The sequence below is a fragment of the Candidatus Amarolinea dominans genome (assembly GCA_016719785.1).
In the GTDB taxonomy this organism is placed as follows: Bacteria; Chloroflexota; Anaerolineae; order SSC4; family Amarolineaceae; genus Amarolinea; species Amarolinea dominans.
In genome coordinates this window covers 1-21,552 of sequence record JADJYJ010000011.1, presented here as the reverse complement: position 1 = coordinate 21,552, position 21,552 = coordinate 1, and the positions used below count along the sequence as shown (strand labels likewise).

Sequence of the window (21,552 nt, the reverse complement as noted above, 5' to 3'; positions counted from 1 at the left end):
GAAATCGCCCGGATTTGATTCGTTGGTACCCGCCAAACGCGCACGCGCACTCCTCACTTGCGGAAGACAATGATGATACGCCTGGTTCATCTCACTCTCGCCTGGCTGGTCGGCATTGCCCTGGGCGACTGGCTCTGGCAGCAACACCTCATCGCTTGTGGCACACCGCTTTGGATCTGGCCGGCGGCCGCCGGATTGGGTGTCATCATCAGCGCGCGCGCCGGCCGCCTTCCTGCACTCAGGCTGGCCGCGGCCCTGGGGGTGATGATCCTGCTGGGCCTGACACGCTACCAGGCAACTCCCCTGACGCCCTGCCTGGGGCCGACCGATGTAGCCACCTACAATGGCAGCGACGAACAGCCAGCCACGGTCACGCTCACAGGGGTCATTGACGACGATCCTGATCCCCGCGACCGCCAGACACAGTACCGCGTGCGTGCGCAGAGCCTGCTGGTGGGCGAGGAAGAACACCAGGTTCATGGCCTGGTATTGGTGCAAGGCCCGCGCTATCCCCTCTTTGCCTATGGCGACCAGGTGCGCATCAGCGGCAAGCTGCAAACACCGCCCCAACTCGACGATTTCGACTACCAGGCCTACCTGGCCCGCAAAGGAGTCTATGCTCTGCTGCGCCAGGCGCGCCTCGAACGTCTGGCCGCCGGGCAGGGCAGCCGGGTGTGGGCGGCACTCTACGCCGTGCGGGGCCGCAGTGCGGAGATCATCACGCAACTGATGCCTGCGCCGGCCGCGGGGCTGGCGCAGGGCATCTTGCTGGGCATTGATCGTGAGATTCCCAGGGACCTCTACGAACGCTTCAACCTGACTGGCACCTCGCACATCATCGTTATCTCCGGCTCCAACATCAGCCTGGTCGTCGCCATGCTGGCCTCGGCCGCCACGCGTCTGTTCGGCAAGCGCCGCGCCGTGTGGCTGGTGCTGAGCGGCCTGACGGTCTATGTCCTCCTGGTCGGCGCCGATCCCGCGGTGGTGCGCGCCGGTCTCATGGGCGCGCTGGCGGTGATGGCGCTCTACCTGGGGCGCCAGAGCGAAGCCCTCACCTCATTGGCTGTCGCGGTGTTCGTGATGACGCTCATCAACCCGCTCGACCTGTGGAATGTCGGCCTGCAACTGAGCAGCCTGGCCACCCTGGGGCTGATCCTCTTTTCCACGCCGCTGCAGGAGAGCGCCGAGCGCTTTCTCCTGCGCATCCTGCCCTCCACACGAGCACGCCAGGCGATAGGCCTGCTCAACGACGCGCTGCTGGTCACGCTGGCCGCCAATGTCACCACCCTGCCGCTGATCGTTTACACCTTTCACCGCCTGCCGGTCATCTCCCTGCTGACCAATATGTTGATTCTGCCCGCGCAGCCGCCGATCATGCTGTGGGGCGGCGGCGCGCTGCTGCTCGGCTTGATCTCGCCCCTGCTGCCGCTGGCTCGCCTGCTGGCGCTGGTGCCCTGGCTCTGCCTCAGCTACACCATCGCGGTGGTCCGTTGGACCAGCGCGCTGCCCGGCGCCTCGCTGGAGCTGCCCCATTTCAGCGCGGCCTGGATGTGGGCCAGCTACGCGCTCATTTTCGGCCTGCTGTGGTGGAGTCAGCAGGCGGGCGCACGCCGCGCCGGCTGGTTGCGCGCCCTGGCGACACAGCTACCGGCCAAGACGACCCTGCTGGCGCTGACCGGCGCGCTGGCGATTACCGGCCTGGCCCTGACGCAGATGCCTGATGGGCGCCTGCACGTCACCTTTCTGGACATCGGGCAGGGTGACGCCATCCTGATCGAAACGCCCAGCGGCAATACGGCCCTGGTGGATGGCGGCCCTTCGCCCAGCGCCCTCTTCGCCGCGCTGGGCGAAGCCCTACCGTTCTGGGCGCGACGCCTCGACCTGGTGGTCAGCACGCACGACGACCTGGATCACCTCGGCGGCCTGGTGCCCATCATCACCCGCTACCAGGTGGGGCAGGTGGTGGTCAACGGCCTGGAGGCCCACACGCCCGAATATGCGCAATGGCAGGCGAACCTGGGTATGACCGGGATTCCGGTGTTGCGCGGCCAGGCGGGCGGCCAGATTCACCTGGGCGATGGGGTCTGGCTCGATGTGCTTTCGCCCGGCGCCCAGTGGGTCACCGGCACCAGCGCCGACAGCAACAACAACTCCGTGGTGCTGCGCCTGCGCTACGGCCGTTTTTCTGTGCTGCTGCCCGGTGATATCGAGGCGGTGATGGAGGAGGATCTGCAACGGCAAGGGGCCTGGCTGCAAGCCACCGTCCTCAAGGTGCCGCACCACGGCTCGAATACGTCATCCACGGCGGACTGGTTGCAGGTCGTCCAGCCGCAGTTGGCGGTCATCGAGGTTGGCAAAGACAACACCTTCGGCCATCCCAAGCCGGAGATTCTGGCCCGCTATCGTGACCTGGGCATCCCGGTGCTGCGCACGGACCTCAGTGGCACGATCGAAGTGAGCAGCGACGGGCGCCGATTCTGGATCGTCAGCGCCCGCTGACTTCGCCAAGTCGTGAACGATCAGGGATCACTACCATTCCGTCAGTTTCCAGATCTCCGGCTGCGCGTCGCCAGCCTCCACACCGATCTCGGCAAAAATCACCACGGCCTGCTTGAGCTGCGCCATCGCCTCTTCGCCGCGTCCGGCTGCATGGAGCAGGTCGGCCAGGTTGTTGCGCAGCGCAGCCTCGCGGTGGCGGTCGCCCAGGGCGATGCCCAGCGCCAGCGCCTGCTCGGCCAGGGCGGTAGCCCGCGCCAGATCGCCGCTGTCGGCGCAGGCCAGGGCCAGGTTATTGAGCGCGGCGATGCGGCTGCTAGGGTCGGGCAGGGTCTCGGCGACGGCCAGGCCGCGTTCGAGGTGCGCGGCCGCGGCGGCGTGATCGCCCCGGCTGCGCGCCAGGATGCCCAGGATGTTGTGCGCCTGGGCCGTGCCGCGACGGTCATCCGCTGATTCGGCCGCGGCCAGCGCGTCGCGGGCCAGCGCCGATGCTCGCGCCGCCTGCCCCTGCGCGTGGGCGGCCAGGCTCCAGTCGGCCAGAATGCGGCCGGTCGCAGTGCGCCCGGTCGCGCCGCCTGCCATGTCCAACGCAACCGCGAAGTGCGCCTCGGCTGACGGCCACGCCCCGCGGCGGGCATGGACCTTTCCCAGTTTGTATTCAACCGCAGCCAGGGCCGCGCTGGCCGGATCACACGACGCCGCGGCCGCCTCGTAGCTCGCCAGCGCCGCGGTGTAGGTCCCCAAGAGCACGTGCATATCGCCGCTCGCCTCGTGCAGGTGGCGCGTCTCGGGGTGGCCCAGGGCCAGTGCAGCCTGGTAGTGAGCCAGCGCCTCAGCATTGGCATACAGGCTGCGGGCGTGATCGCCGGCCAGGGCGAAACTGGCCGCGGCGTCGGCGTCCTGCCCGGCCAGCCGAAAATGGCGGCCGATCGTCGCGGCCTGCGCGGCCAGGTCGTGCCGCAGCCGCGCCCGCTCCGCCAGCGCCCTGGCCGCGCGGCCGTGCAGCAGCCGGCGGCGGGCGAAACTCGTCTCGGTGTAGGCCAGGTCGCGCAGCTTCTCATGCGTGAAGTCGTAGCGCGGGGTCGCGCCGGCATCCTCGGCCATCTCGCGGATGATCCCGCGCTGCGCCAGCGCTTCCAGCGCTGAGATCACCTCTTCGTCGCTGCGGCCGCTCGTCGCCAGCAGTGCCTCCAGGTCGAAGGAGCGACCAATCACCGCCGCGGTCTGTAGCGCTTGCCGCGTCGCCTCCCCCACAGCATCCAGCCGCGCGCGCAGCAAATCGGCCACGCCGCGGGGCACGGGCCACTCTCCACCGTCGCCCCCCTCATGCTCCTGCGCCAGAACCTCCATGTAAGCGGCGTAAGCGGCCAGGAAGAGCGGCAGCCCCTCCGTCTCGCGGTACAGCCGGCCGCCGATGCCCTCCGGCAGGTCGGCGCCCGCGGCGGAGAGGCCGCGCACCATATCGAGCACATCGGCCAGCGCCAGGCGCTTGAGTGTGAACACCGTGCCCAGGCCTGCGCGCTGCGCGTCGGCGGCCAGGCCGCGCAGGCGTGAGACTGTCGGGCCTTCGTCGCTGCGCCAGGCGGCCAGGATGAAGAGCGGCTGTCCGGCCAGCCGGCGCACCAGGTAGGCCAGCAGATCGAGTGAGGCGGCATCCGCCCACTGCATGTCATCGAAGAAGAGCACGTTCGGCGCGGAACCCTGGCAAATAGCGCTGAGCACCTGCCGCAACCCCTCGAAGAAGCGGCTCTGCCCGCCGGGCGCGTCCAGCGGCGGCGGCGGCGGCAGGCCGGGGCGGTGTACGCTCAACTCGGGCAGCAGGCGGGCGGCTTCGGCCAGCCAGTGGGCGGGGAGCGCGTCCAGCCGATCGGCGCAGCCTGACTGGGCCAACGCGCCGCGCAGGCCATCGGCCACCGGGCCGTAGGCCACGTCCGCTTCACCCTCGTAACAGCGCACCGTGACGATCATCGCGCCCTGGCCGCGGACTCGGGCCAAAAATTCCTCCGCCAGCCGCGTCTTGCCGATGCCCGCCTCCCCTGCGACGGCCACAAAGGCGCCGCTGGTCGCACGGCGCTCGTACACATGCACCAACGCCGTCAATTCGGCGCCGCGGCCCACCAGTGGGAGGAGAGACCTGACAGGTTTTCCGAAACCTGACAGGTCTGCCGCGGGCGCGGGTTGAGGCCTGTCAGGTCTTTCGAGACCTGTCAGGTCTGGCGGCGATAGGCGGTTGCCCTTGATTGCCTCGTACAGTTCAGTGGTCTCAGCCAGCGGCGCAACGCCCAACTCCTGCTCCAGGATGCGAACGCATTCGCGGTACTGATGGAGGGCCGCGTTGCGCTGATCGGCCCAGGCATAGAGCCGCATGACCTGGCGGTGCGCTTCCTCGCGCAAGGGATCCAACGTCAGCCAGCGCCGGGCTGATGCCAGGGCGGCGGCCAAATCTCCCGCGGCGCTCTGGCCGGCCGCCAGCCGCTCCAGCACCTCGGCCAGCTCCCCGCGCAGCGTTTCGACCTGCATGAACTGCCAGTCGTCGAACTCGGCGCTGTCGCGCAGGCTGAAGCCGGCCAGGAAGTCGTCGCCGTAGAGCGCCGCAGCTTCGACCAGGAGTGGCAGGCACGCGGGGCAGGTGTCGGCCGCGGGGTGGCCGTGCTTCCCGCAGGCGGCCAGACGCGCGCGGAACTCAGTCACGTCCACCCAGAGGTTCGCGCTGGGAATCAGGGCAACCGTCTCCCGATCAATAGCCAGGTGTTCTTCGCCCAGGGCGGTGCGCAGCGTGGAGAGCGTGCGCCGCAGGGCCGCCCGTGCGTGCTCGTCGTCGTACTCGGGCCAAAGCAGACCGGCCAGCGCCTCGCGCGCGTGACTGCGGCCGCTGACCGCCAGGTAAGCCAGCAGGGCGGTCGCCTTGCGTGTGTCTACGGCAACCGGCGCACCGTCGCGTGCGATGCCCGGCGCGCCCAGGAGGCGGATGGTGAGTTGGGTCATGGGTTTTTCTCTCGGCTCGAAACGGCGTCCTGCCGCTCCGGAATCGAGCCTTTAGGCGGTTTGTTGCGCTGCGCACGTGACCGGCTAAAGCCTCGATTCCGATTGCAGGCGGTTTGTTGCGCTGCGCACGTGACCGGCTAAAGCCTCGATTCCGATTGTAGCGCCAAAAGCTAAAAAACGCAACGAACTGCCGCGCCGTAACGGTTGCCGTAACGATTTATGGACGGCGGCGGGGCATGATGACAGCGTATTGAAATTGAGTTATGGAGAGGGCAGATGCCAGGAGGCACAAAAATGGTTCGCACTGAGAAAATGGTTTCCGAGCGCCGGCACACGGCCGGCGACGCGGCGGTGGATGGGCTGCTGGCCGGGGCCGGCGGAGGCATCGCGATGGCCGCCGTCCTGGTCGCCAGCGGGTTGTTGGCCGGCGCAGGGCCGGCGTCTACGCTGGCCCGCTTCAGCCCGGCGGGATCGGCTTCGCCGCTGACCGGCGGCCTGATCCACCTGGCGGTGTCAGCCGTGTACGGCCTGCTGTTCGGGGTGATCTACCGGCTGGTGCGCCGCGGGCGACTGGCTGGCCGGCCGGCTGGCGTCATCCTCGGCCTGGCCTATGGGCTGCTCCTCATGGTGGTGGCGCAAGGGCTGGCCGCGACCCCTGCCGGCTCAGTTCTGCAGGAGATTCCTGCGCTGCATTTCGCCGTGGCGCATCTCGTCTACGGCGCGGTCACCGGCTGGCTGGTCGGCCGGAGTTGACCAGACTGTGTCATGCTGGGCGGGTATCTTATGCAGGAACCGGCCGAAGCCTCCAATCCGACGCAGTAGGGTCAGTTCCAGAGTAGATGCAGTTCTGTTTGATCGAAAGGGTAATCGTATGAGCTTACGGACCAGACTTCCGAACACAACAACCAGAATGTTTCCTGGGTTGGCACAAGCCGCGACCGCGCTCGCACTTGCCGCCGCGCTGCTCGTGCTGGCAGCAGCGGCGCCGATCCATGTGGCGGGTATCCGCACGGACTGGCAGGTCGTCGCCAGCCTGAAAGCGGTTGGCTCTGTCATCTCACCGCAGGCCTTCGCAACCTATGTGCTCTGCCTCCGTTACCTGGTGATCGCGGCCAGCTTCAGCGTCGCCGGGCTGCTGCTCTGGCGCCGGCCCGGCCGGCCGATGGCGCTGCTGGCTGCACTGGCATGCGCGTTCCTGCCGTTTGCCTTCAACCTGGGCGGCTATGTCGAGACCTGGCCGTACCCAGCTCCCTGGGATGGCATCCTGGGTACTGCACAGGCGGCGCTGGCCTGGATCGTTCTCAGCTCCCTGCTGCTCCTGATGTACCTGTTCCCGGATGGCCGATTCCCTGCGCGTTGGCTATGGCTACCCATTGGGCTGGGCGTTGCGCTCATGGCTGGTGGGCTGCTGGCAGGTGACGATGGCTGGGCGCTTGTGATGGCCGGCCTGGGCATCGTATTGTTAGGCGGCAGTGCCGCGCAGGTTCACCGCTATCGCCGCGCCGATGCGCGCTTGCGACGCGAGGCGAAGCCCGTCGTCGCCGCACTGGTCGCGCTGCCGGTCATCTTTCTGCTCTCGCTCCTCATCGGAATTGCGCTGGAAGCCACTCGCTTTGCCGGGCACGGCGCGTTGGCCAACCTGCATCTCCAGTTCGTGCCTCCGGGGCTGCTCGCAATCTCGCTGGCGTGGGCCGTGCTGCGGCACGACTTATGGGGCGGCGAGGAGCGCCCACACCGCCGAAGCCTGCGTTTGGTCGCCGTCGCGGTCGGACTGGCTGTTCTGGTGATCGTCGGTCTGCCATTCGGCCTGTCGGCATGGACGGCGCGAGCCAGTGCTGTGGCTACCATGCTGCCAGCGATGCGGCCCGTGCCACTGATCGTGGACGCCGACCTGGCCCACGATGATATCCTGGCGCTGCTGCTGGTGGTGCAGCAGGCGGGTGTTGACGTGCGAGGGGTCACGGTGTCCGGCACAGGAGAAGCCCACTGCGCCGCCGGGGTCCGCAATGCGCTGGCTGTGCTGAACGCTGTCGGCCGGGCCGACATTCCGGTTGCCTGCGGCCGCGAGACGCCGTTGAGCGGGACGAACGCTTTCCCCGATGACTGGCGGGCGAGCGCGGACAACCTGTACGGGGTGTACCTCCCCCCGGCGCAGTCCCAGCCGTCGGAGTTGTCCGCCTCGGAGCTCCTGCTGGCGACCGTGCGGGCCTCGAACGAAAGGACAGTGGTGCTGACCCTCGGCCCCTTGACCAACCTGGCGGAGTCCCTACAGACCGACCCGGCCATTGCAGACAAAATACAAGCCGTGTTCGTGATGGGCGGCGCCGTCCGGGTTGAGGGCAACATCGCCGGCAGCGGCATGGGACTCACCAATCGGACCGCCGAGTGGAATATCTGGGCTGATCCCGAAGCTGCGCAGATCGTGCTGCGGTCGGGCATCCCGCTCGTGCTGGTGCCGCTGGACGCCACCCGGCATGTACCGGTCACGATAGAGTTCCTGCAGCGGTTGGAGGCCGATCGTCGCACCCCGGCCGCTGAGCTGGCCTATCGGCTGCTGGCCGCCAACGAGGCGTTCATCCGCTCGGGCGGCTACCAGTTCTGGGATGTGCTGACTGCGGCGCTGCTGGCGGACGAGGGTCTCGCCCGCTATCAACCGATGCGCCTGACGGTCGTGCAAGACGAGGGGCCGGAAAGCGGGCGCACAGTAGCGGCCGCGGACGGCGCCCCAGTCCGCGTGGCGACCTGGGCGGACGGGGCACGCTTCGAGGAGCTGTTCCTGCGCACGCTCAACCGCTGACAAGTTGTCCTGAAGACAAATCTGTGGGGCAATTCAGCGGATTTCCCCACCCTGCGCCACACGCGCAAGCCGGCGGCTTGCGGTACATCTTGAGCACAGACGGCTGTGTACCGCCAGTTTGCGGTACTCTTGGGTTATGGAGGCGGACGGATGACGGTTAGAAGTGACGCTGGCCGCGTGGACACTCGACTGACAGGTTGGTGGCTGTTCCTGGCCTGGCTGGCTTGGGCGGTCGTCACCCTGCTCACGCTGGCCCTCCTGGTCTACCTGGTCCCTGCAAACTACCGGCTGACCCGGATTGAGTGGGCCGTGGAGGTGGCCAGGCCGGCGGCAGAGGTCTTCGTCTCCTACAACACGTTCGTCGGCATCCTCGTGGCGTTGGAGACGCTAACTGCGGCCGTGGCGTTGGGCATGGGGCTGCTGGTGGCTGCGCTGCGGCCGGCCGACCGCATGGGCTTGCTCACCAGCGCGATCTTGCTGACCATGAGTCCGTTCATGCTCAGCGGTAACATAGATGTCTGGCGCTTCCCGGCCTGGCTGGGCCTGCCGGCGGTTCTCCTGCCGGTATATGCGGCGCTCTTCGTGGTGGGGCTGGTGTTGTTCATTTACCTTTTTCCGGACGGGCGACTCGCCTTCCCGTGGGTGCGATGGCTGGCGGCGCCAGTGGTGGCCGCGGTCGTCCTGTATGTTTTGCGGGCGCCCCTGGGAATTTCGGATCTGTGGATCTCGGAGGCTGGCTGGGGCATCCTCATGGTTGCACTGTTCACGTTGTGGCTTAGCGGTTTGGCGACTCAGGCCTACCGCTACCGCCGCCTGGCACCGGCGGCGCGGCAGCAGATCAAATGGGTGCTGTTCGGCCTCAGCGCGCCGTTGACGGGATTTTCGGCTATGTTCATCGGCCAATTCCTGAGCGCCGATCCAGCCTGGCTTCAGTTTGTGGGCGGGTCGCTGCAGATCACCATTTTTGCGCTGATCCCGGTCACCATCGGCATCTCGATGCTGCGCTATCATCTGTGGGACGTTGACGTCGTCATCCGGCGCACGCTGATCTACGGTGCGCTCACCGGCACGCTGCTGGCGGCGTATCTGTTCAGCATCCTGATTCTCCAGTACTTGTTTCGTGCGCTCACGCGCCAGGAGTCGTCCCTGGCCATCGTGATCTCGACCCTGGCGATCGCCGCGCTGTCCGCGCCGCTGCGCCGCCGTATCCAGGACGCCATTGACCGGCGCTTCTTCCGTAAGAAGTACGATGCGCAGCGGGTGCTGGCGCAGTTCGCTCAGACGGCCCGCGACGAGACGGATCTCGACGCGCTGACCGGTGAGCTGGCACGCGTGGTGCAGGAGACGTTGCAGCCGGAGCGGGTGAGCGTGTGGCTCAATAAGGAGCGGAAATGAACACATTGAACAAGTGGACCCGAAAAATACATCTTCCATATAAGGGGTGAAATGAGGAGTGAAATGAGAGGTGAATCATGGCCATGTTGAATCGCACCAAAGAGGACCCGTGGCAGCTCAAGACGCCATCGGGAACGTCCGAGTACACGATGCACGTGGACGAAAAGGATGGCAAGAAGGTTCTGGTCTGCACGGTGGGGAGCACCGTGCTCCTTTACGATGCCCGCTGCGTTGATGACTTGCACGCCATGCTCAAAGCCGCCGGTGGCTGGGTCGAGCTTGGCGGAGCGGACGAGCAGAAACCCGCGAAGGCGGGGACTGTCGAAGCCTGGGGGCGGTCGGAAGACAATCCGGTTGGCGGCTGGTACGGGCTTAAGAAGGGGCTGCGCGGCCGTTTTGGCGTCTACCTGCCGCCGCTCATGGAAGCGCTCGGCCTGTGCGAGCTTGAGCACAACCCGAAGAACAATCGCATGCGTGCCAGGTAAGCCGCCTGACTTGTCTGCAATCGAGTGTGCTTCAGCACACTTTCGCCTTATCAGCCACCGAATGAATTCGGTGGCGCTGCGGCGGCGCGACTGAAGGAGAAAGCCGTAAAATGAATCGTTTCCAAAGCCATCTTCTGACGTTCGCCCGCGCATTCTGGCTTGCATTCCTGTTGTTCAAGTGGGTCTACTGGATCGCCAGTATGCCCCGCTTCTTCGCGTTGGTCAACGCCGGCGCCATCCCGACGGTGGTGACCAGCGGCAACGTACAGGTGTCGCCCGAACTCTTTGCGGGCGCCGCGGCCATCTGGGGGGTGTCCGTTCCCGCCTGGGCCGTGCTCAACACCCTGATCAACATCCTGAGCGCCGTCGTGTTCACACTGACGGCCGCGTTGGTGGCATGGCGGCTGCGCACCTGGTTCGGCTGGCTCACGGCGATGGTGTTGCTGGTGGGTGGCTCTAACGTCCAGAGCAACGTCGTCCGCACGGCCATGATTTCGCCGGTCGCCCAAACCATTTGGGAATTTGGCGCGTTGATCTGGCCGCTTTTCTTTGTATGGCTCTATCTCTTCCCCGATGGCCGCGCGGTGCCGCGCCGACTGCGCTGGATCATCGGCCCGTTGGTGGCAGTATTTACGTTGCTTTTCGTCGTTTCGGTCATCCCTGGCTTGCTCACCATCTTCCCTGCGAGCGCTGACCTGGCCTCTGCACCCGCTCGGTTCGGAGCGGTCTTGATTGTCCCGCTTTTCTTCCTGGTCCTTAGTTCGCAAATCTATCGCTATCTGCGGGTGTCCGGCAGAGTTGACCGAGACCAAACGAAGTGGTTCTTGTTCGGCCTGGTCGTGGCCGTGGGGTTTCCCCTGGTCGCCGGGCTGTTCGTGACCCTGCCCACCGAGGTCGAGGTGATAGCCTTTATGGCGATCCCGCTGGGCATCGGTGTCGGCGTGCTGCGCTACCGGCTGTGGGACATTGACGTTATCATCCGCAAGACACTGGTCTACACCGCCGTGACCGCACTGCTGGCGTTGGTCTACTTCGGCGGCGTGGTGCTCCTGCAACGGCTGGTCGGCGCGCTGACGGGCGTCGAGCAATCGCCGCTGGCCGTGGTGGTCTCGACGCTGGCGATCGCCGCGCTGTTCACGCCGCTGCGCCGGCGCATCCAGGACGGCATTGACCGGCGCTTCTTCCGCAAGAAGTACGATGCGCAGCGGGTGCTGGCGCAGTTTGCCGTCACGGCCCGCGATGAGACGAATCTCGACGCGCTGACCACGGAGCTGGCCCGCGTGGTGCAGGAGACGCTGCAGCCGGAGCGGGTGAGCGTGTGGCTGCGCAAAAAGTGATGTAAGGAGGATACCCAATGACTTTCGACGAAATTGACATGTATTCCGGCCTGGCGGCGCTGCACTGGTCGGCCTATGACGAACCGACCTGGGATCACGACTTCTACAAGCGCATCGTGGAACAGGCCGGCGGGCTGGCGTTGGACGTGGCCTGCGGCGCGGGGCGGCTGCTGCGCCGCTATCTGCAGGCGGGGCTGGCGGTCGAGGGGGTGGACAGCTCGGCCGACATGCTGGCGGTCTGCCGGCAGAAGGCCGAGGCCGACGGCCTATCGCCGGTGCTCTACTGCCAGCCGATGCAGATGCTCGATCTGCCCAAGCGCTACGCATGCATCTACGTTCCCTGCGGCAGCTTCACCTGCGTCATCGGCCAGGAGAATGCACTCGAGGCGTTGCGGCGCTTCCACCGCCACCTGCTGCCCGGCGGTGTGCTGGCCTTCAACGCCTATTTCGGCGATTGGGGTGATTACGACTACAACAAGCCGGAGGGTGAACGCGCCTATCCGTCAGAGTGGAAGCCGCACGTCATCAAAGAGTTCGGCGGCGGGCGGCGCCTGGTGGTCGAACGTCGCTGGACCGGCGTGGATCCCGTCGAGCAGATCAGCAGCGAGCAGCGACGTTATCGGCTCTACGACGGCGAGCAGTTGTTGCAGGAGGAGGTTCACGCCGGCCAGAACCATTGGTACTTCAAGAAGGAGTTGCTGCTGATGCTGCGCCTGGCCGGTTTTGCGGACGTGCAGGTCAAGGGCGATTACACCGACGAGGACTTCGGCCCGCAGCACACGGGTACGATAGTCTTCATCTGCCGGAAGCCAGATCGCGCGGGTTAGTAGTGCAGGAGACGCTGCAGCCGGAGGGGGTGAGTGTGTGGCTCAAGCCTAGCGACCGGCAACAAGGGCAATGAAGCACGTTCGCCACAGCAACGTTGCTACCTTCACTTTGCTCGCCAATGATGACGCCGCTATAATGATGTCTGAGGTTGATCGGATTTGGAATGGAGGACACCATGGTGATGCAGCTTGCTGTGAACGAGTTAACCGTTGCCCAGTTGGAACACGTCGCTCGCGAAAAGAACACGACACCGCAACGGCTGGCCGAGCAGGCTATTCGTGAGTTCCTGCGCAGCGAGGCGCGCCGGACTATGCAACGCGAGATGAATACGTTTTTCCAGCTCCACGCGCGACTGCTAGAGGATTATTCCGGCCAATATGTGGCGATCCACCAGGGCAAGCTGGTTGATCACGACTCCGATCAGCTTGCGCTTTATCAACGGGTTGACCGGCGCTATCGCAACACCCCTGTGCTGATCAAACAGGTGCTGGCCAATCCTGAAGAAGAGTATACGTTTCGTTCGCCCACGTTGGAAGGCGCGTCATGAGAGTGCTGACCTATCCAGCATGTACCTGGCGACATTGCACATTGGTTCTCACGTGCTCAACGCAGTGCGAGTTGTGGCAGTTCATGAAGGCAGTGAGGCTATTCTCGGGCGGAATGTCCTGCAGTTCCTGGTGGTGACGCTCAACGGCCCTGCGGCAGCGACCGAGGTTGTCGTCTAGCGAACCGCACGCGCTATCTGCACAAGTCACACCACCGGTCATGATGAAAGCGATGGCCGGCTTTTTTTGCGTACAATGCTATCGTAACGCTTTTCGTAACGATTCTTGGACGGCCGGGTGGTATCCTGTAGTCCAGGAGATAAACCATGAGCACAACAACTCTGACATCACGACAGGAAGCGCGGCCCGGCGCGGTGGTGACGCCCCAACCGAAAGCGACCCTGCGGACGGCCGGCGGGCTACCGATGCTGCTGGACGCGCGGGCTGGCTTAGATGTTGGAAGACCATCACAGCATGACTGAAATGCCATCCTCGCCCCAGACAAGAAACTCACTGCCGGTCAGCAAGCGTCCGTGACGCTTGCTGTCCGCTGCCCGTGGCTTGCTGGCCTTCGCGCTCGTGAGCCTCTTCGTGCTGTGGCTCGTCAGCCTGCCAGAGTATTTCACGCGCATCACGACGCTTACAGTGGAAACCTACTCACAGGCGGGCGAGGCCATTTGGGACATTGACGTCATCATCCGCAAGACGCTGGTCTACGGTGTACTGACGGCGCTGCTGGCGCTGGTTTACTTCGGGGGCGTGGTGCTCTTGCAGCGGCTGGTCGGGACGCTGACGGGCGCGGCGCAGTCGCCGCTGGCGGTGGTGGTCTCGACGCTGGCGATCTTCATCCTGTTCGCGCCCTTGCGCGGCCGTATCCAGGACGTCATTGACCGGCGCTTCTTCCGCAAGAAGTACGACAGCCAGCAGGTGCTGGCGCAGTTCGCTCAAACCGCGCGCGACGAGACCGACCTCGACGCGCTGACCACAGAGCTGGCCCGCGTGGTGCAGGAGACGTTGCAGCCGGAGGGGGTGAGCGTGTGGTTGAAGGAGTCGGCCCCGGTTCAGGGACGACGATAAATGTCGTGTGTGCCGATGTTGCGAAAGACGTAGATGAGTTCCCCGGTCTGAGGATCTTGTTCGATGTGGAAAGTGAAGACGTACTGGAGTGTAATGTGGCCTTCCCAAATGTCCGAATGCCCTTGCATCTTGCGTATACGCAACGCCGGATGGAAAGGTGGGTGTTCTGCGCCACCCTGGAAGCGGAGAAACGCTTCTCGTGCGCGTTCTTTGATGTCGGCGGGGAGCGCAGCATACGCTTCCCAGAAGGTTTGGGCAGGACGGAACTTCATTGCTGGTCCAGAAAAGCAATCATGTCGTCCATCCGATCGAAGGTCTGCACGCGGCCCCCGGCGATGGCCAGGTTTGCGGCGCGCTCCTTTTCCTGCCACTCCGGTGTCCAGAAATAGGTCTGCTCGGCTGCCATGCGCAGGGCATCCAGGATCACTTCCTGGGCGGAAGCGCCCGGCGCCGTGCTACTTGCCAGCTTTGCCAGGGATTGACGGACGATGTCTTCTTGATCGGGTGGCACAGCCACGACCAACTGTGGCCGTCGGGCGTTGGCAGTATCCAACCGAACGTCTGGCTGGTAACGATAGGACATGCGATCTCACTCCTTTCTCGCACTGCGGGTTCGTACAATCACAGTGTTATTATAGCATGGGTGCGCCGACTGTGAAAAGCAGCCGGCAGTTCCCAGGGCGGCCAACGCTATGACTACAACGACTCGCACTTCACAACGCTCAACGGGTCTGTCAACTGCGGAAAGGCGCTTCGACTGGCGCAGTTCGCCCTCACGGCGCGCGACGAGACCGACCTGGACGCGCTGACCGGCGAGCTGGCGCGGGTGGTGCAGGAGACGCTGCAGCCGGAGGGGGTGAGTGTGTGGCTGAGGGGACCTACTGTGGTGAGAGGAGAGAACGCCAACGAGCAAGATCGATAGCTCGATCGTCGCGGCTGGCCAGGTGCAGGCCCGCGTGGATTGATTTCTCGCCTAACGCTTGCACCAGCGCTCCGGGCAAGGATGACAGCGTAACGTGGTTCAGCAGGAAGCGAATAGCACCCTGATCGCTCAAGAGGAAAGATACCAGCCTATCCTCAACCTTTTCCCAATCCCGATAGCTCAACCGTCCCACCGAACGCCGAATCAGCGTTTGCTCGATGGTCAGCAACCGTCCGCGCACCAGCGATGGATAGCGAAGTCCTGCCGCCGCCCAATCCGCCAAGACATGATCGTACGGTCCCACGTTGCCTATCTGCGAGGTGATTCCGGCAGCAACCACGACTGGTCGGGCCAGATTGTAGGAATCACTACTCACGATCAACGCAGGTCGCACCTTGCCGCCCGTCAGATCGCTGTACTCATAGGGCACGGCAATGATGTCACCACGACGATATGGCATCGCGTACCTCATCTGCTATCCAGTCATCAGGCATGGCCTGCCAGTCTTCTTGCATGGAGGCTACCGACAGCCAGTAATCTTGGCGCAGCGCACCATCATCTCGTTCGAACAACAGCGCCAGCGCCTGTTCCACGACCGCGGCGTCGGTGACGCCGTATGTCTGCGCTAATTGGCGTAGCTGGCGCGCCGTAGTTCGTGTTAAAGCCAGTGAAAACTCTACCTGAGCCATTGTCATGACTACGACCTCTCCTTTGTCAAAGCCGCCCTGGAGTTGGCTGAGTGCTTCGGCACGTTACCTACAATGATCGGATTATAGCATGGATGCCCAGGGCATGGAAACGCCGCAAACTCCGCAAGGTGGTCGCCATAGGTCAGTTCTGGGCGTGCGAAATGGCTGGAACCTTATGTTCACCAGCTTCGTAACGCTGATCGTAACGAATGGCGGACGGTCGGGTGGTATCCTGTAGCCCAGGAGATAAATCATGAGCACCATAACTCGACTATCGGTTCAACCAACGCCTGGTCGTGGCCTGGATGTATCTGGCCCGGCTGGCATGCCCGTTCTGGGGAACACGCTGCAGTTCCAGCGCAACCCGCTGGGATTCCTGATGCGCACCGCGGCCGACTATGGCGACGTGGCCCGCTACCGGCTGGGCAACATCACCTTCTACCAAATCAACCACCCCGACGGCGTGCAGCGCGTTTTGCAGGACAACCATCATAACTATGTCAAAGGCGATCTGTTCGACATCATCCGCCGGGTGGCGGGCGACGGCCTCTTCACGAGCGAGGGGGCACCTGTGGCAGCGCCAGCGACGGCTCATGCTGCCGGCCTTTCACCGCCGCCGCATCGCCGGCTTTGGCGAGATCATGACCGGCCGCACGCTGGACATGCTGGCGCAGTGGGAACAACGCGCCGATCCAGGCCAGCCGCTCGACGTCGCCGAGGAGCTGACCGGCCTGACCATGGCCATCATCAGCGAGACCATGTTCGGCGTCCGCTTGCCGGCTGACAGCCCGGCGGCGCAGCTGCGCCGCCGGGCTGTCAGCCAGGCCATCGGTGTGATTCTGGCCGACGTCAACTTTCGCTTCCAGGTGCCCTTCTACCCCTCCCTGCGCTGGCCCACCCCGCGCAACCGGCGGGCGCTGGCCGCCATGCGCACCGTGGACGACGTGGTGCTAGGCATCGTCGGGCAGCGGCGCCGCAGCGGCGAGGAGCGAGACGATCTGCTGGGCATGCTGATGGAGGCGCGTGATGAAGGAACAGGGCAGGCTATGAGCGACAAGCAGTTGCGCGACGAGGTGGTCACCATCTTCCTGGCCGGCCATGAGACCACCGCGGTGCTATTGACCTGGGTGTTTTACCTGTTATCCCAGCACCCCGACGTGGAGACCAGACTGCATGCCGAGTTGACCGAGGTATTAGGCGGCCGCACACCTGGCGTGGCCGATGTGCCAAACCTGCACACCGCCCGTATGGTGATTGACGAGACGCTGCGGCTCTACCCGCCGGCCTGGATCACCAATCGGCAAGCTGTGGCCGCGGACGACGTCTGCGGTTACCACATTCCGGCCGGCGCCGTCGTAGGCATCAGCCCGTATGTCATGCACCACTTACCGGCCTACTGGCCCGATCCAGAGCGCTTCGACCCGCAGCGCTTTGCGCCCGATGCGGCGCACGAGCGACCGCGCTTTGCGTACATGCCCTTCGGCGGCGGCCCGCACCAGTGCATCGGCAACAGCTTTGCGCTGATGGAAGCGACGCTGATCCTGGCCAGCGTGGCCCAGCGCTACCGCCTGCGCCTGCCAACCGGCGCGGTGGTGACGCCCCAACCGAAAGCGACCCTGCGGACAGCCGGCGGCCTACCGATGCTGTTGGACGTGGGGGATGAGAAACAGGGAGATTGTCAGAACACCAGCACAAATGGACCGAAAAATACATCGCTGGCTGGGCTCCCTTTGCCTGGCCTTCATCGATCATTGCCGGCACAGCCAGCGCGTTCGAGTTAGCCGGCTGGCTGAGGTTGCTGGCGATCGGCTCGCTGCTGGGGCTATTTCTGGCCTGACCATGTTCGTGCAGCCTTATTGGGGCTGGTGGCGCGCCAGCCGGCCAATCAGTATGCAATTTCGGCACGCTGACCACCGGAAGGCTTACGGTGGATGAACGCCGCTTGACGCAGCGGGCCAGGCTCACCCTGACCGTCAACTGGGCTGGAGCCTGGCGTGATCGCTGAGGCGCTACGTCTACAGATTCCCGACCGACGTTGGCAATATGGCTCGGCGATTACCGCCAGGGCGTGCCTGGCTGAATCAATCTCCAGGCTCCGTTCTGTCCTGGAGGTGGGCGATCGGTTTGGCGCCATCAAGGACAGCAAGTGGTTCGGCATCCCACCCTTCCCGCCCGACCTGCGCGCCGGATTGGGTTACACCATTAATGCGCGGGAAGCAGACGCTGGATTGGACGCCGCCTTCGGCAACTCGATGCCTTAGCCGTGGCGCCCTGGTGGGACCGTCTGGTCTGAGCCTGGGATGGTGGTCTCCTGGTGGCTAGCTGGTTCTTCCTGTTCTTCCGGGCAGTGGAGCCGTTACCTGCTGCTTTGCATGGCGGTTGGTTAGGCAGTCCTCGCTCTAGCGATCCTTTCCTCGCCCTAGATGTGCGGCGGTTTTCTGGCTGCGTGGGCGTGCTGGCGTTCCTGGTCCAGGCGCCAACTGCAATTCGTCCTGCCGCGCTTTTGTCGGCATTGCCTTACCGTCTGCGCGCGCTTTCAAACCGTCGTGATCAGCCGCTGTCGCCCGCTTGCGTTCGTCTACTGGCCGGCGGTGGAAACCAGCTTGGCTCGCTCACAAATGGTGGTTCGTTGTTGGAATGGCGCTGCGCTTGGTTGAGCTTGTCATCTTCGCTGTCGCCCCATCCTGGGGATGATCGGGTCTCTATGTTCAGGGGCGACTTCGGCCCTGGATGCTTTGGTGATCCTCCTGTTGCCCGATCGGCATCGCCATCCTGCGCTATCGCCTTTGGGACATTGACGTCATCATCCGCAAGACGCTGGTCTACGCCGTGCTGTCCGGGCTGCTGGCGCTGGTTTACTTCGGCGGCGTGGTGCTGTTGCAACGGCTCTTCGGCGCGCTGACGGGGGTCGAGCAATCGCCGCTGGCGGTGGTGGTCTCGACGCTCGCGATCGCCGCGCTCTTTACGCCCCTGCGCCGCCGTATCCAGGATGGCATTGACCGGCGCTTCTTCCGCAAGAAGTACGATGCGCAGCAGGTGCTGGCGCAGTTCGCGCTCACCGCCCGCGACGAGGTGTCGTTAGAAGCGCTCACGGCCGAATTGACACGCGTGGTGCAGGAGACGATGCAACCGGAGAAGGTCAGTTTGTGGTTGCAACCGACAGAAAAACCCCGGAGAAACAGCTATGGAGAATAATGCTCCTTACATTTTGAAGGGCAACCAACTCGCCTGGGCACGCTTGACCTGGATGGTGATTGCGCTGGCGATGTTTGGCGTTGTGATGGCAAGCTGGCCGCCTTACGTCCGGCTATTAAATATGGTTTGCGAAACGTGCCAGATGACTCCCGTTTATGCGAAAATTTTGCAGGCCAGCGGAATCAGCGTGGAACAGTGGGTAATTTTCCAGATCATCCCTAATATAATAGTTTTTCTGGGGTGGATGGGGATGGGGACAGTGATTTTCCTGGTCAAATCCAATGACCGGCGTGCTTTACTGTTCTCTGTGCTGTTGATCATCATCGGGGCCAGTTTTGGGGGAACCATGGGCCTCCTGGCCGATCACATTCCTGCATGGGTTTGGGCGAATAACATCTTCAACTATGCAAGTTTCCCTTGTTTGGTCAGCTTGATTTATCTTTTCCCCAATACCGCTTTCAAGCCACGCGGCCTGGCCTGGCTTTTGGGCTTATTGTGTGTTCTTTTTATTCCCATCCCATTCGCGAATTCTAATTTTCCAATTGCCTATAACTTCATCTTCAGTTTGTCTTTTGTGGTTTCTTGCATCGTCGTACCCGTCTATCGCTACCGGCTGGTGATGACGTTCAACGAACGCCAGCAGACGAAATGGGTGATATTCGGCATTGTGCTGGCGATGGCAGGCATCGCAACGACCCTAGCGCTTGTGGCAAATGGGCCAATTTCTTGTGATCCTCTTGGTGGACCCAAACTCTATTGCGATATCGTGCAGGGGATTGGTTATAGTCTCTCGCCTTTGATGATTCCCATTTTTATCGGGATTGGAATTTTGCGCTCGCGTTTGTGGGACGTTGACATCCTCATCCGCCGCACCTTGCAATACACCCTGCTGACCGGCCTGTTGGCACTTGTGTATTTCGGGGGGATCGTGATCCTCCAGGGAATTCTCGGCCCCTTGACGGGGTCCGCGAGTTCTCCCATCGTCACCGTGATCACCACGCTGGGGATTGCCGCGTTGTTCACCCCCCTCCGCCATCGTGCGGCAGGACTTCATCGACCGCCGCTTCTTCCGCAAGAAGTACGACAGCCAGAGGTGCTGGCGCAATTCGCTCAGACGGCGCGATGAGACCGATCCTGGCGCTGACGGGAGGGGAGCTGACGCAGTTGGTGCAGGAGACGTTGCAGCCGGAGCGGGTGAGCGTGTGGTTGACCCTTCTGGTCATAAATCGGAGACGGTGTAACGATGATGAACCGAATACCGGGCCGTCGAGACACTGACCGCATCCTCGGCAAACTCGTGCTTGGGCTAATGTTGGCGTATTGGCTTTGGATGTTGTTTGACCTGGTCACTCACCCCGTTACCGCGGGGCCCAATGCGGGTGGTCCTGGTTTTCGCTGGCTCTCGGCACTGACCGGTATCACCACCGTCCTGACAGCTCTTTTTGTGATGCGGCGCGTGCCAGGCAACTTGGTAGGTCCCTTGCTGCTTTTGTGGGAGTTGGTGCGACCGGCTGGTCGTTGCGCTCGGAATGGGTGAATGTGCAGGTTGGAACCCTGGCATCCACGGCCTTTGGAATAATCTTCTTCTGCATCTCCTGCCCGGCGGCTATCTTGTTGCTATTGTTGTTTCCCGATGGCAAACCATACCCGTCACGGCTGGCACGCTGGCTTCCACTCATGACCGGTCTGGTGGTCGTAGCCAGGCATATTTTACTTGTTTGGCTATTATAAACCAGACTCGCCGGGCAACATTCCCAATCTTCTCTACATCCCCTCGCTGAGGGCACAGGGCCAATGATTTACCTGGTGGCGTATCCGGCGGTAATGACCATCGCTCTGGTCACCCTGCTCTTGCGCTATCGCTCCGGCGACGAGCGCCTGCGGCTGCAGATCCGTTGGCTAGGCTGGTTACTTGGAGTAGGCATCCTGCTTGGTGTTATCCCGTTCGAGAGATTGTTCGGGCCGCAAGTTGCCTACTGGGTAATTCTGATCACCTATATCTTCTGGCAGTCCTTCCTGGCCTTAGGGATCGGTATAGCCGTTCTGCGCCACAACCTGTGGGGAGTTGACGTCGTCATCCGAAAAACGCTGGTCTACGCAGTGTTGACGGCGCTGCTGGCGCTGGTTTACTTCGGCAGCGTGGTGCTCCTCCAGCGGCTGGTCGGGACGCTGACGAGCGTCGAACAATCGCCGCTGGCGGTGGTGGTCTCGACGCTCGCGATCGCCGCGCTGTTTACGCCCCTGCGCCGCCGCATTCAGGACGCGATTGACCGGCGCTTCTTCCGCAAGAAGTACGACGCGCAGCGGGTGCTGGCGCAGTTCGCTCAAACGGCGCGCGACGAGACCGACCTGGACGCGCTGACAGGGGAGCTGGCCCGCGTGGTGCAGGAGACGCTGCAGCCGGAGCGGGTGAGCGTGTGGCTGAGGAAAAAAAGCCCGAAGGCTGGTTGAAGCCATTCGGGCTGAGAAGTGGCATGATCAGTTTGCACGATCAGGCCTTCAACTTGTGGAACCGGCCGGATGTCGGCGTCCTCCAGTGAATCTGCTGTACGATGCGGCACCCGTTTCTGCATCTTGATGTGGGTGCGTTCACTGCCAGGCGGCAACGGCGTGGTCCCCCAGAGCCAGGTTGGCTTTGTTGAATTCCGGGTCATCCACATCGAGCAGGACCCGCGTCGCTTTGTCCGGAATCCTGTCAAGGATCTCGGGGTGATCGAAAACGTATCGGTTGAACTGTTCGCTCAACTCGAAGATCTTGTCAGCCATTGTTTGAGCGTTCATTCTGTTTTCCAAGTCGCCGC

21 protein-coding genes are annotated in these 21,552 nt (G+C 63.6%); 15 read left to right on the top strand and 6 right to left on the bottom strand.

The features are described 5' to 3' along the window. Window positions 1-69: 69 nt before the first annotated feature. Window positions 70-2,499, top strand: coding sequence for a DNA internalization-related competence protein ComEC/Rec2 (locus IPM84_14125; protein MBK9093877.1), 2,430 nt, complete (start codon window positions 70-72; stop codon window positions 2,497-2,499). 30 nt (window positions 2,500-2,529) lie between these two features. Here the strand turns inward: IPM84_14125 and IPM84_14120 are convergent, their stop codons facing one another. Then, on the bottom strand, window positions 2,530-5,481 hold the full coding sequence (locus tag IPM84_14120) for an AAA family ATPase (GenBank protein MBK9093876.1): 2,952 nt from the start codon (window positions 5,479-5,481) through the stop codon (window positions 2,530-2,532). A gap of 294 nt (window positions 5,482-5,775) precedes the next feature. On the opposite strand from IPM84_14120, the gene IPM84_14115 reads away from it, so the two are divergent. The 9 genes from IPM84_14115 (at window position 5,776) to IPM84_14075 (ending at window position 13,945) form a co-directional block, all read left to right on the top strand. Then, entirely contained in the window at window positions 5,776-6,234 is a 459-nt protein-coding gene (locus tag IPM84_14115; GenBank protein MBK9093875.1) for a hypothetical protein, read from the top strand. A gap of 169 nt (window positions 6,235-6,403) precedes the next feature. After that, window positions 6,404-8,278, top strand: a complete 1,875-nt coding sequence (locus IPM84_14110; protein MBK9093874.1) for a nucleoside hydrolase — start codon at window positions 6,404-6,406, stop codon at window positions 8,276-8,278. A gap of 150 nt (window positions 8,279-8,428) precedes the next feature. Further along, the gene (locus tag IPM84_14105; protein MBK9093873.1) at window positions 8,429-9,673 is read left to right on the top strand and encodes a hypothetical protein; all 1,245 of its coding nucleotides are present in this window, start codon (window positions 8,429-8,431) and stop codon (window positions 9,671-9,673) included. Between the two features lie 77 nt (window positions 9,674-9,750). Continuing rightward, a complete protein-coding gene (locus IPM84_14100; protein MBK9093872.1) occupies window positions 9,751-10,158 on the top strand; it encodes a hypothetical protein in 408 nt (135 codons plus the stop codon). A gap of 110 nt (window positions 10,159-10,268) precedes the next feature. Continuing rightward, window positions 10,269-11,495: a hypothetical protein gene (locus IPM84_14095; GenBank protein ID MBK9093871.1), complete on the top strand. Its 1,227-nt coding sequence runs from the start codon at window positions 10,269-10,271 to the stop codon at window positions 11,493-11,495. A gap of 17 nt (window positions 11,496-11,512) precedes the next feature. Continuing rightward, window positions 11,513-12,322 carry a class I SAM-dependent methyltransferase gene (locus IPM84_14090; GenBank protein MBK9093870.1) on the top strand — a complete coding sequence of 270 codons (810 nt, stop codon included), beginning with the start codon at window positions 11,513-11,515 and terminating at the stop codon, window positions 12,320-12,322. A gap of 176 nt (window positions 12,323-12,498) precedes the next feature. Next, window positions 12,499-12,870: a hypothetical protein gene (locus IPM84_14085; GenBank protein ID MBK9093869.1), complete on the top strand. Its 372-nt coding sequence runs from the start codon at window positions 12,499-12,501 to the stop codon at window positions 12,868-12,870. A gap of 324 nt (window positions 12,871-13,194) precedes the next feature. Beyond that, entirely contained in the window at window positions 13,195-13,350 is a 156-nt protein-coding gene (locus IPM84_14080) for a hypothetical protein (GenBank protein ID MBK9093868.1), read from the top strand. 58 nt (window positions 13,351-13,408) lie between these two features. Beyond that, window positions 13,409-13,945: a hypothetical protein gene (locus tag IPM84_14075; GenBank protein MBK9093867.1), complete on the top strand. Its 537-nt coding sequence runs from the start codon at window positions 13,409-13,411 to the stop codon at window positions 13,943-13,945. On the opposite strand, the gene IPM84_14070 is transcribed toward IPM84_14075, so the two are convergent. The 4 genes from IPM84_14070 to IPM84_14055 form a co-directional block, all read right to left on the bottom strand. Next, the gene (locus IPM84_14070; GenBank protein ID MBK9093866.1) at window positions 13,930-14,217 is read right to left on the bottom strand and encodes a hypothetical protein; all 288 of its coding nucleotides are present in this window, start codon (window positions 14,215-14,217) and stop codon (window positions 13,930-13,932) included. The genes IPM84_14075 and IPM84_14070 overlap by 16 nt on opposite strands. Beyond that, window positions 14,214-14,528 (bottom strand): hypothetical protein, encoded by a 315-nt coding sequence (locus tag IPM84_14065; protein MBK9093865.1) that lies wholly within the window; start codon window positions 14,526-14,528, stop codon window positions 14,214-14,216. Before IPM84_14065 ends, IPM84_14070 begins: the two co-directional genes overlap by 4 nt. Window positions 14,529-14,823: 295 nt before the next feature. Further along, window positions 14,824-15,327 (bottom strand): type II toxin-antitoxin system PemK/MazF family toxin, encoded by a 504-nt coding sequence (locus IPM84_14060; GenBank protein MBK9093864.1) that lies wholly within the window; start codon window positions 15,325-15,327, stop codon window positions 14,824-14,826. Further along, the gene (locus tag IPM84_14055) at window positions 15,308-15,562 is read right to left on the bottom strand and encodes a hypothetical protein (protein ID MBK9093863.1); all 255 of its coding nucleotides are present in this window, start codon (window positions 15,560-15,562) and stop codon (window positions 15,308-15,310) included. Before IPM84_14055 ends, IPM84_14060 begins: the two co-directional genes overlap by 20 nt. A gap of 491 nt (window positions 15,563-16,053) precedes the next feature. Between IPM84_14055 and IPM84_14050 the strand changes: the two genes are divergently transcribed. From IPM84_14050 to IPM84_14030, 5 genes are all read left to right on the top strand, one after another. Next, entirely contained in the window at window positions 16,054-17,337 is a 1,284-nt protein-coding gene (locus tag IPM84_14050; protein ID MBK9093862.1) for a cytochrome P450, read from the top strand. Between the two features lie 213 nt (window positions 17,338-17,550). After that, a complete protein-coding gene (locus tag IPM84_14045) occupies window positions 17,551-17,817 on the top strand; it encodes a hypothetical protein (protein ID MBK9093861.1) in 267 nt (88 codons plus the stop codon). 568 nt (window positions 17,818-18,385) lie between these two features. Further along, window positions 18,386-18,751 (top strand): hypothetical protein, encoded by a 366-nt coding sequence (locus tag IPM84_14040; GenBank protein ID MBK9093860.1) that lies wholly within the window; start codon window positions 18,386-18,388, stop codon window positions 18,749-18,751. Continuing rightward, entirely contained in the window at window positions 18,741-19,877 is a 1,137-nt protein-coding gene (locus IPM84_14035) for a hypothetical protein (protein ID MBK9093859.1), read from the top strand. Before IPM84_14040 ends, IPM84_14035 begins: the two co-directional genes overlap by 11 nt. A 668-nt stretch (window positions 19,878-20,545) precedes the next feature. After that, entirely contained in the window at window positions 20,546-21,202 is a 657-nt protein-coding gene (locus IPM84_14030; GenBank protein MBK9093858.1) for a hypothetical protein, read from the top strand. A 138-nt stretch (window positions 21,203-21,340) separates the two neighbouring features. On the opposite strand, the gene IPM84_14025 is transcribed toward IPM84_14030, so the two are convergent. Continuing rightward, entirely contained in the window at window positions 21,341-21,532 is a 192-nt protein-coding gene (locus IPM84_14025; protein MBK9093857.1) for a hypothetical protein, read from the bottom strand. Window positions 21,533-21,552 lie beyond the last annotated feature (20 nt).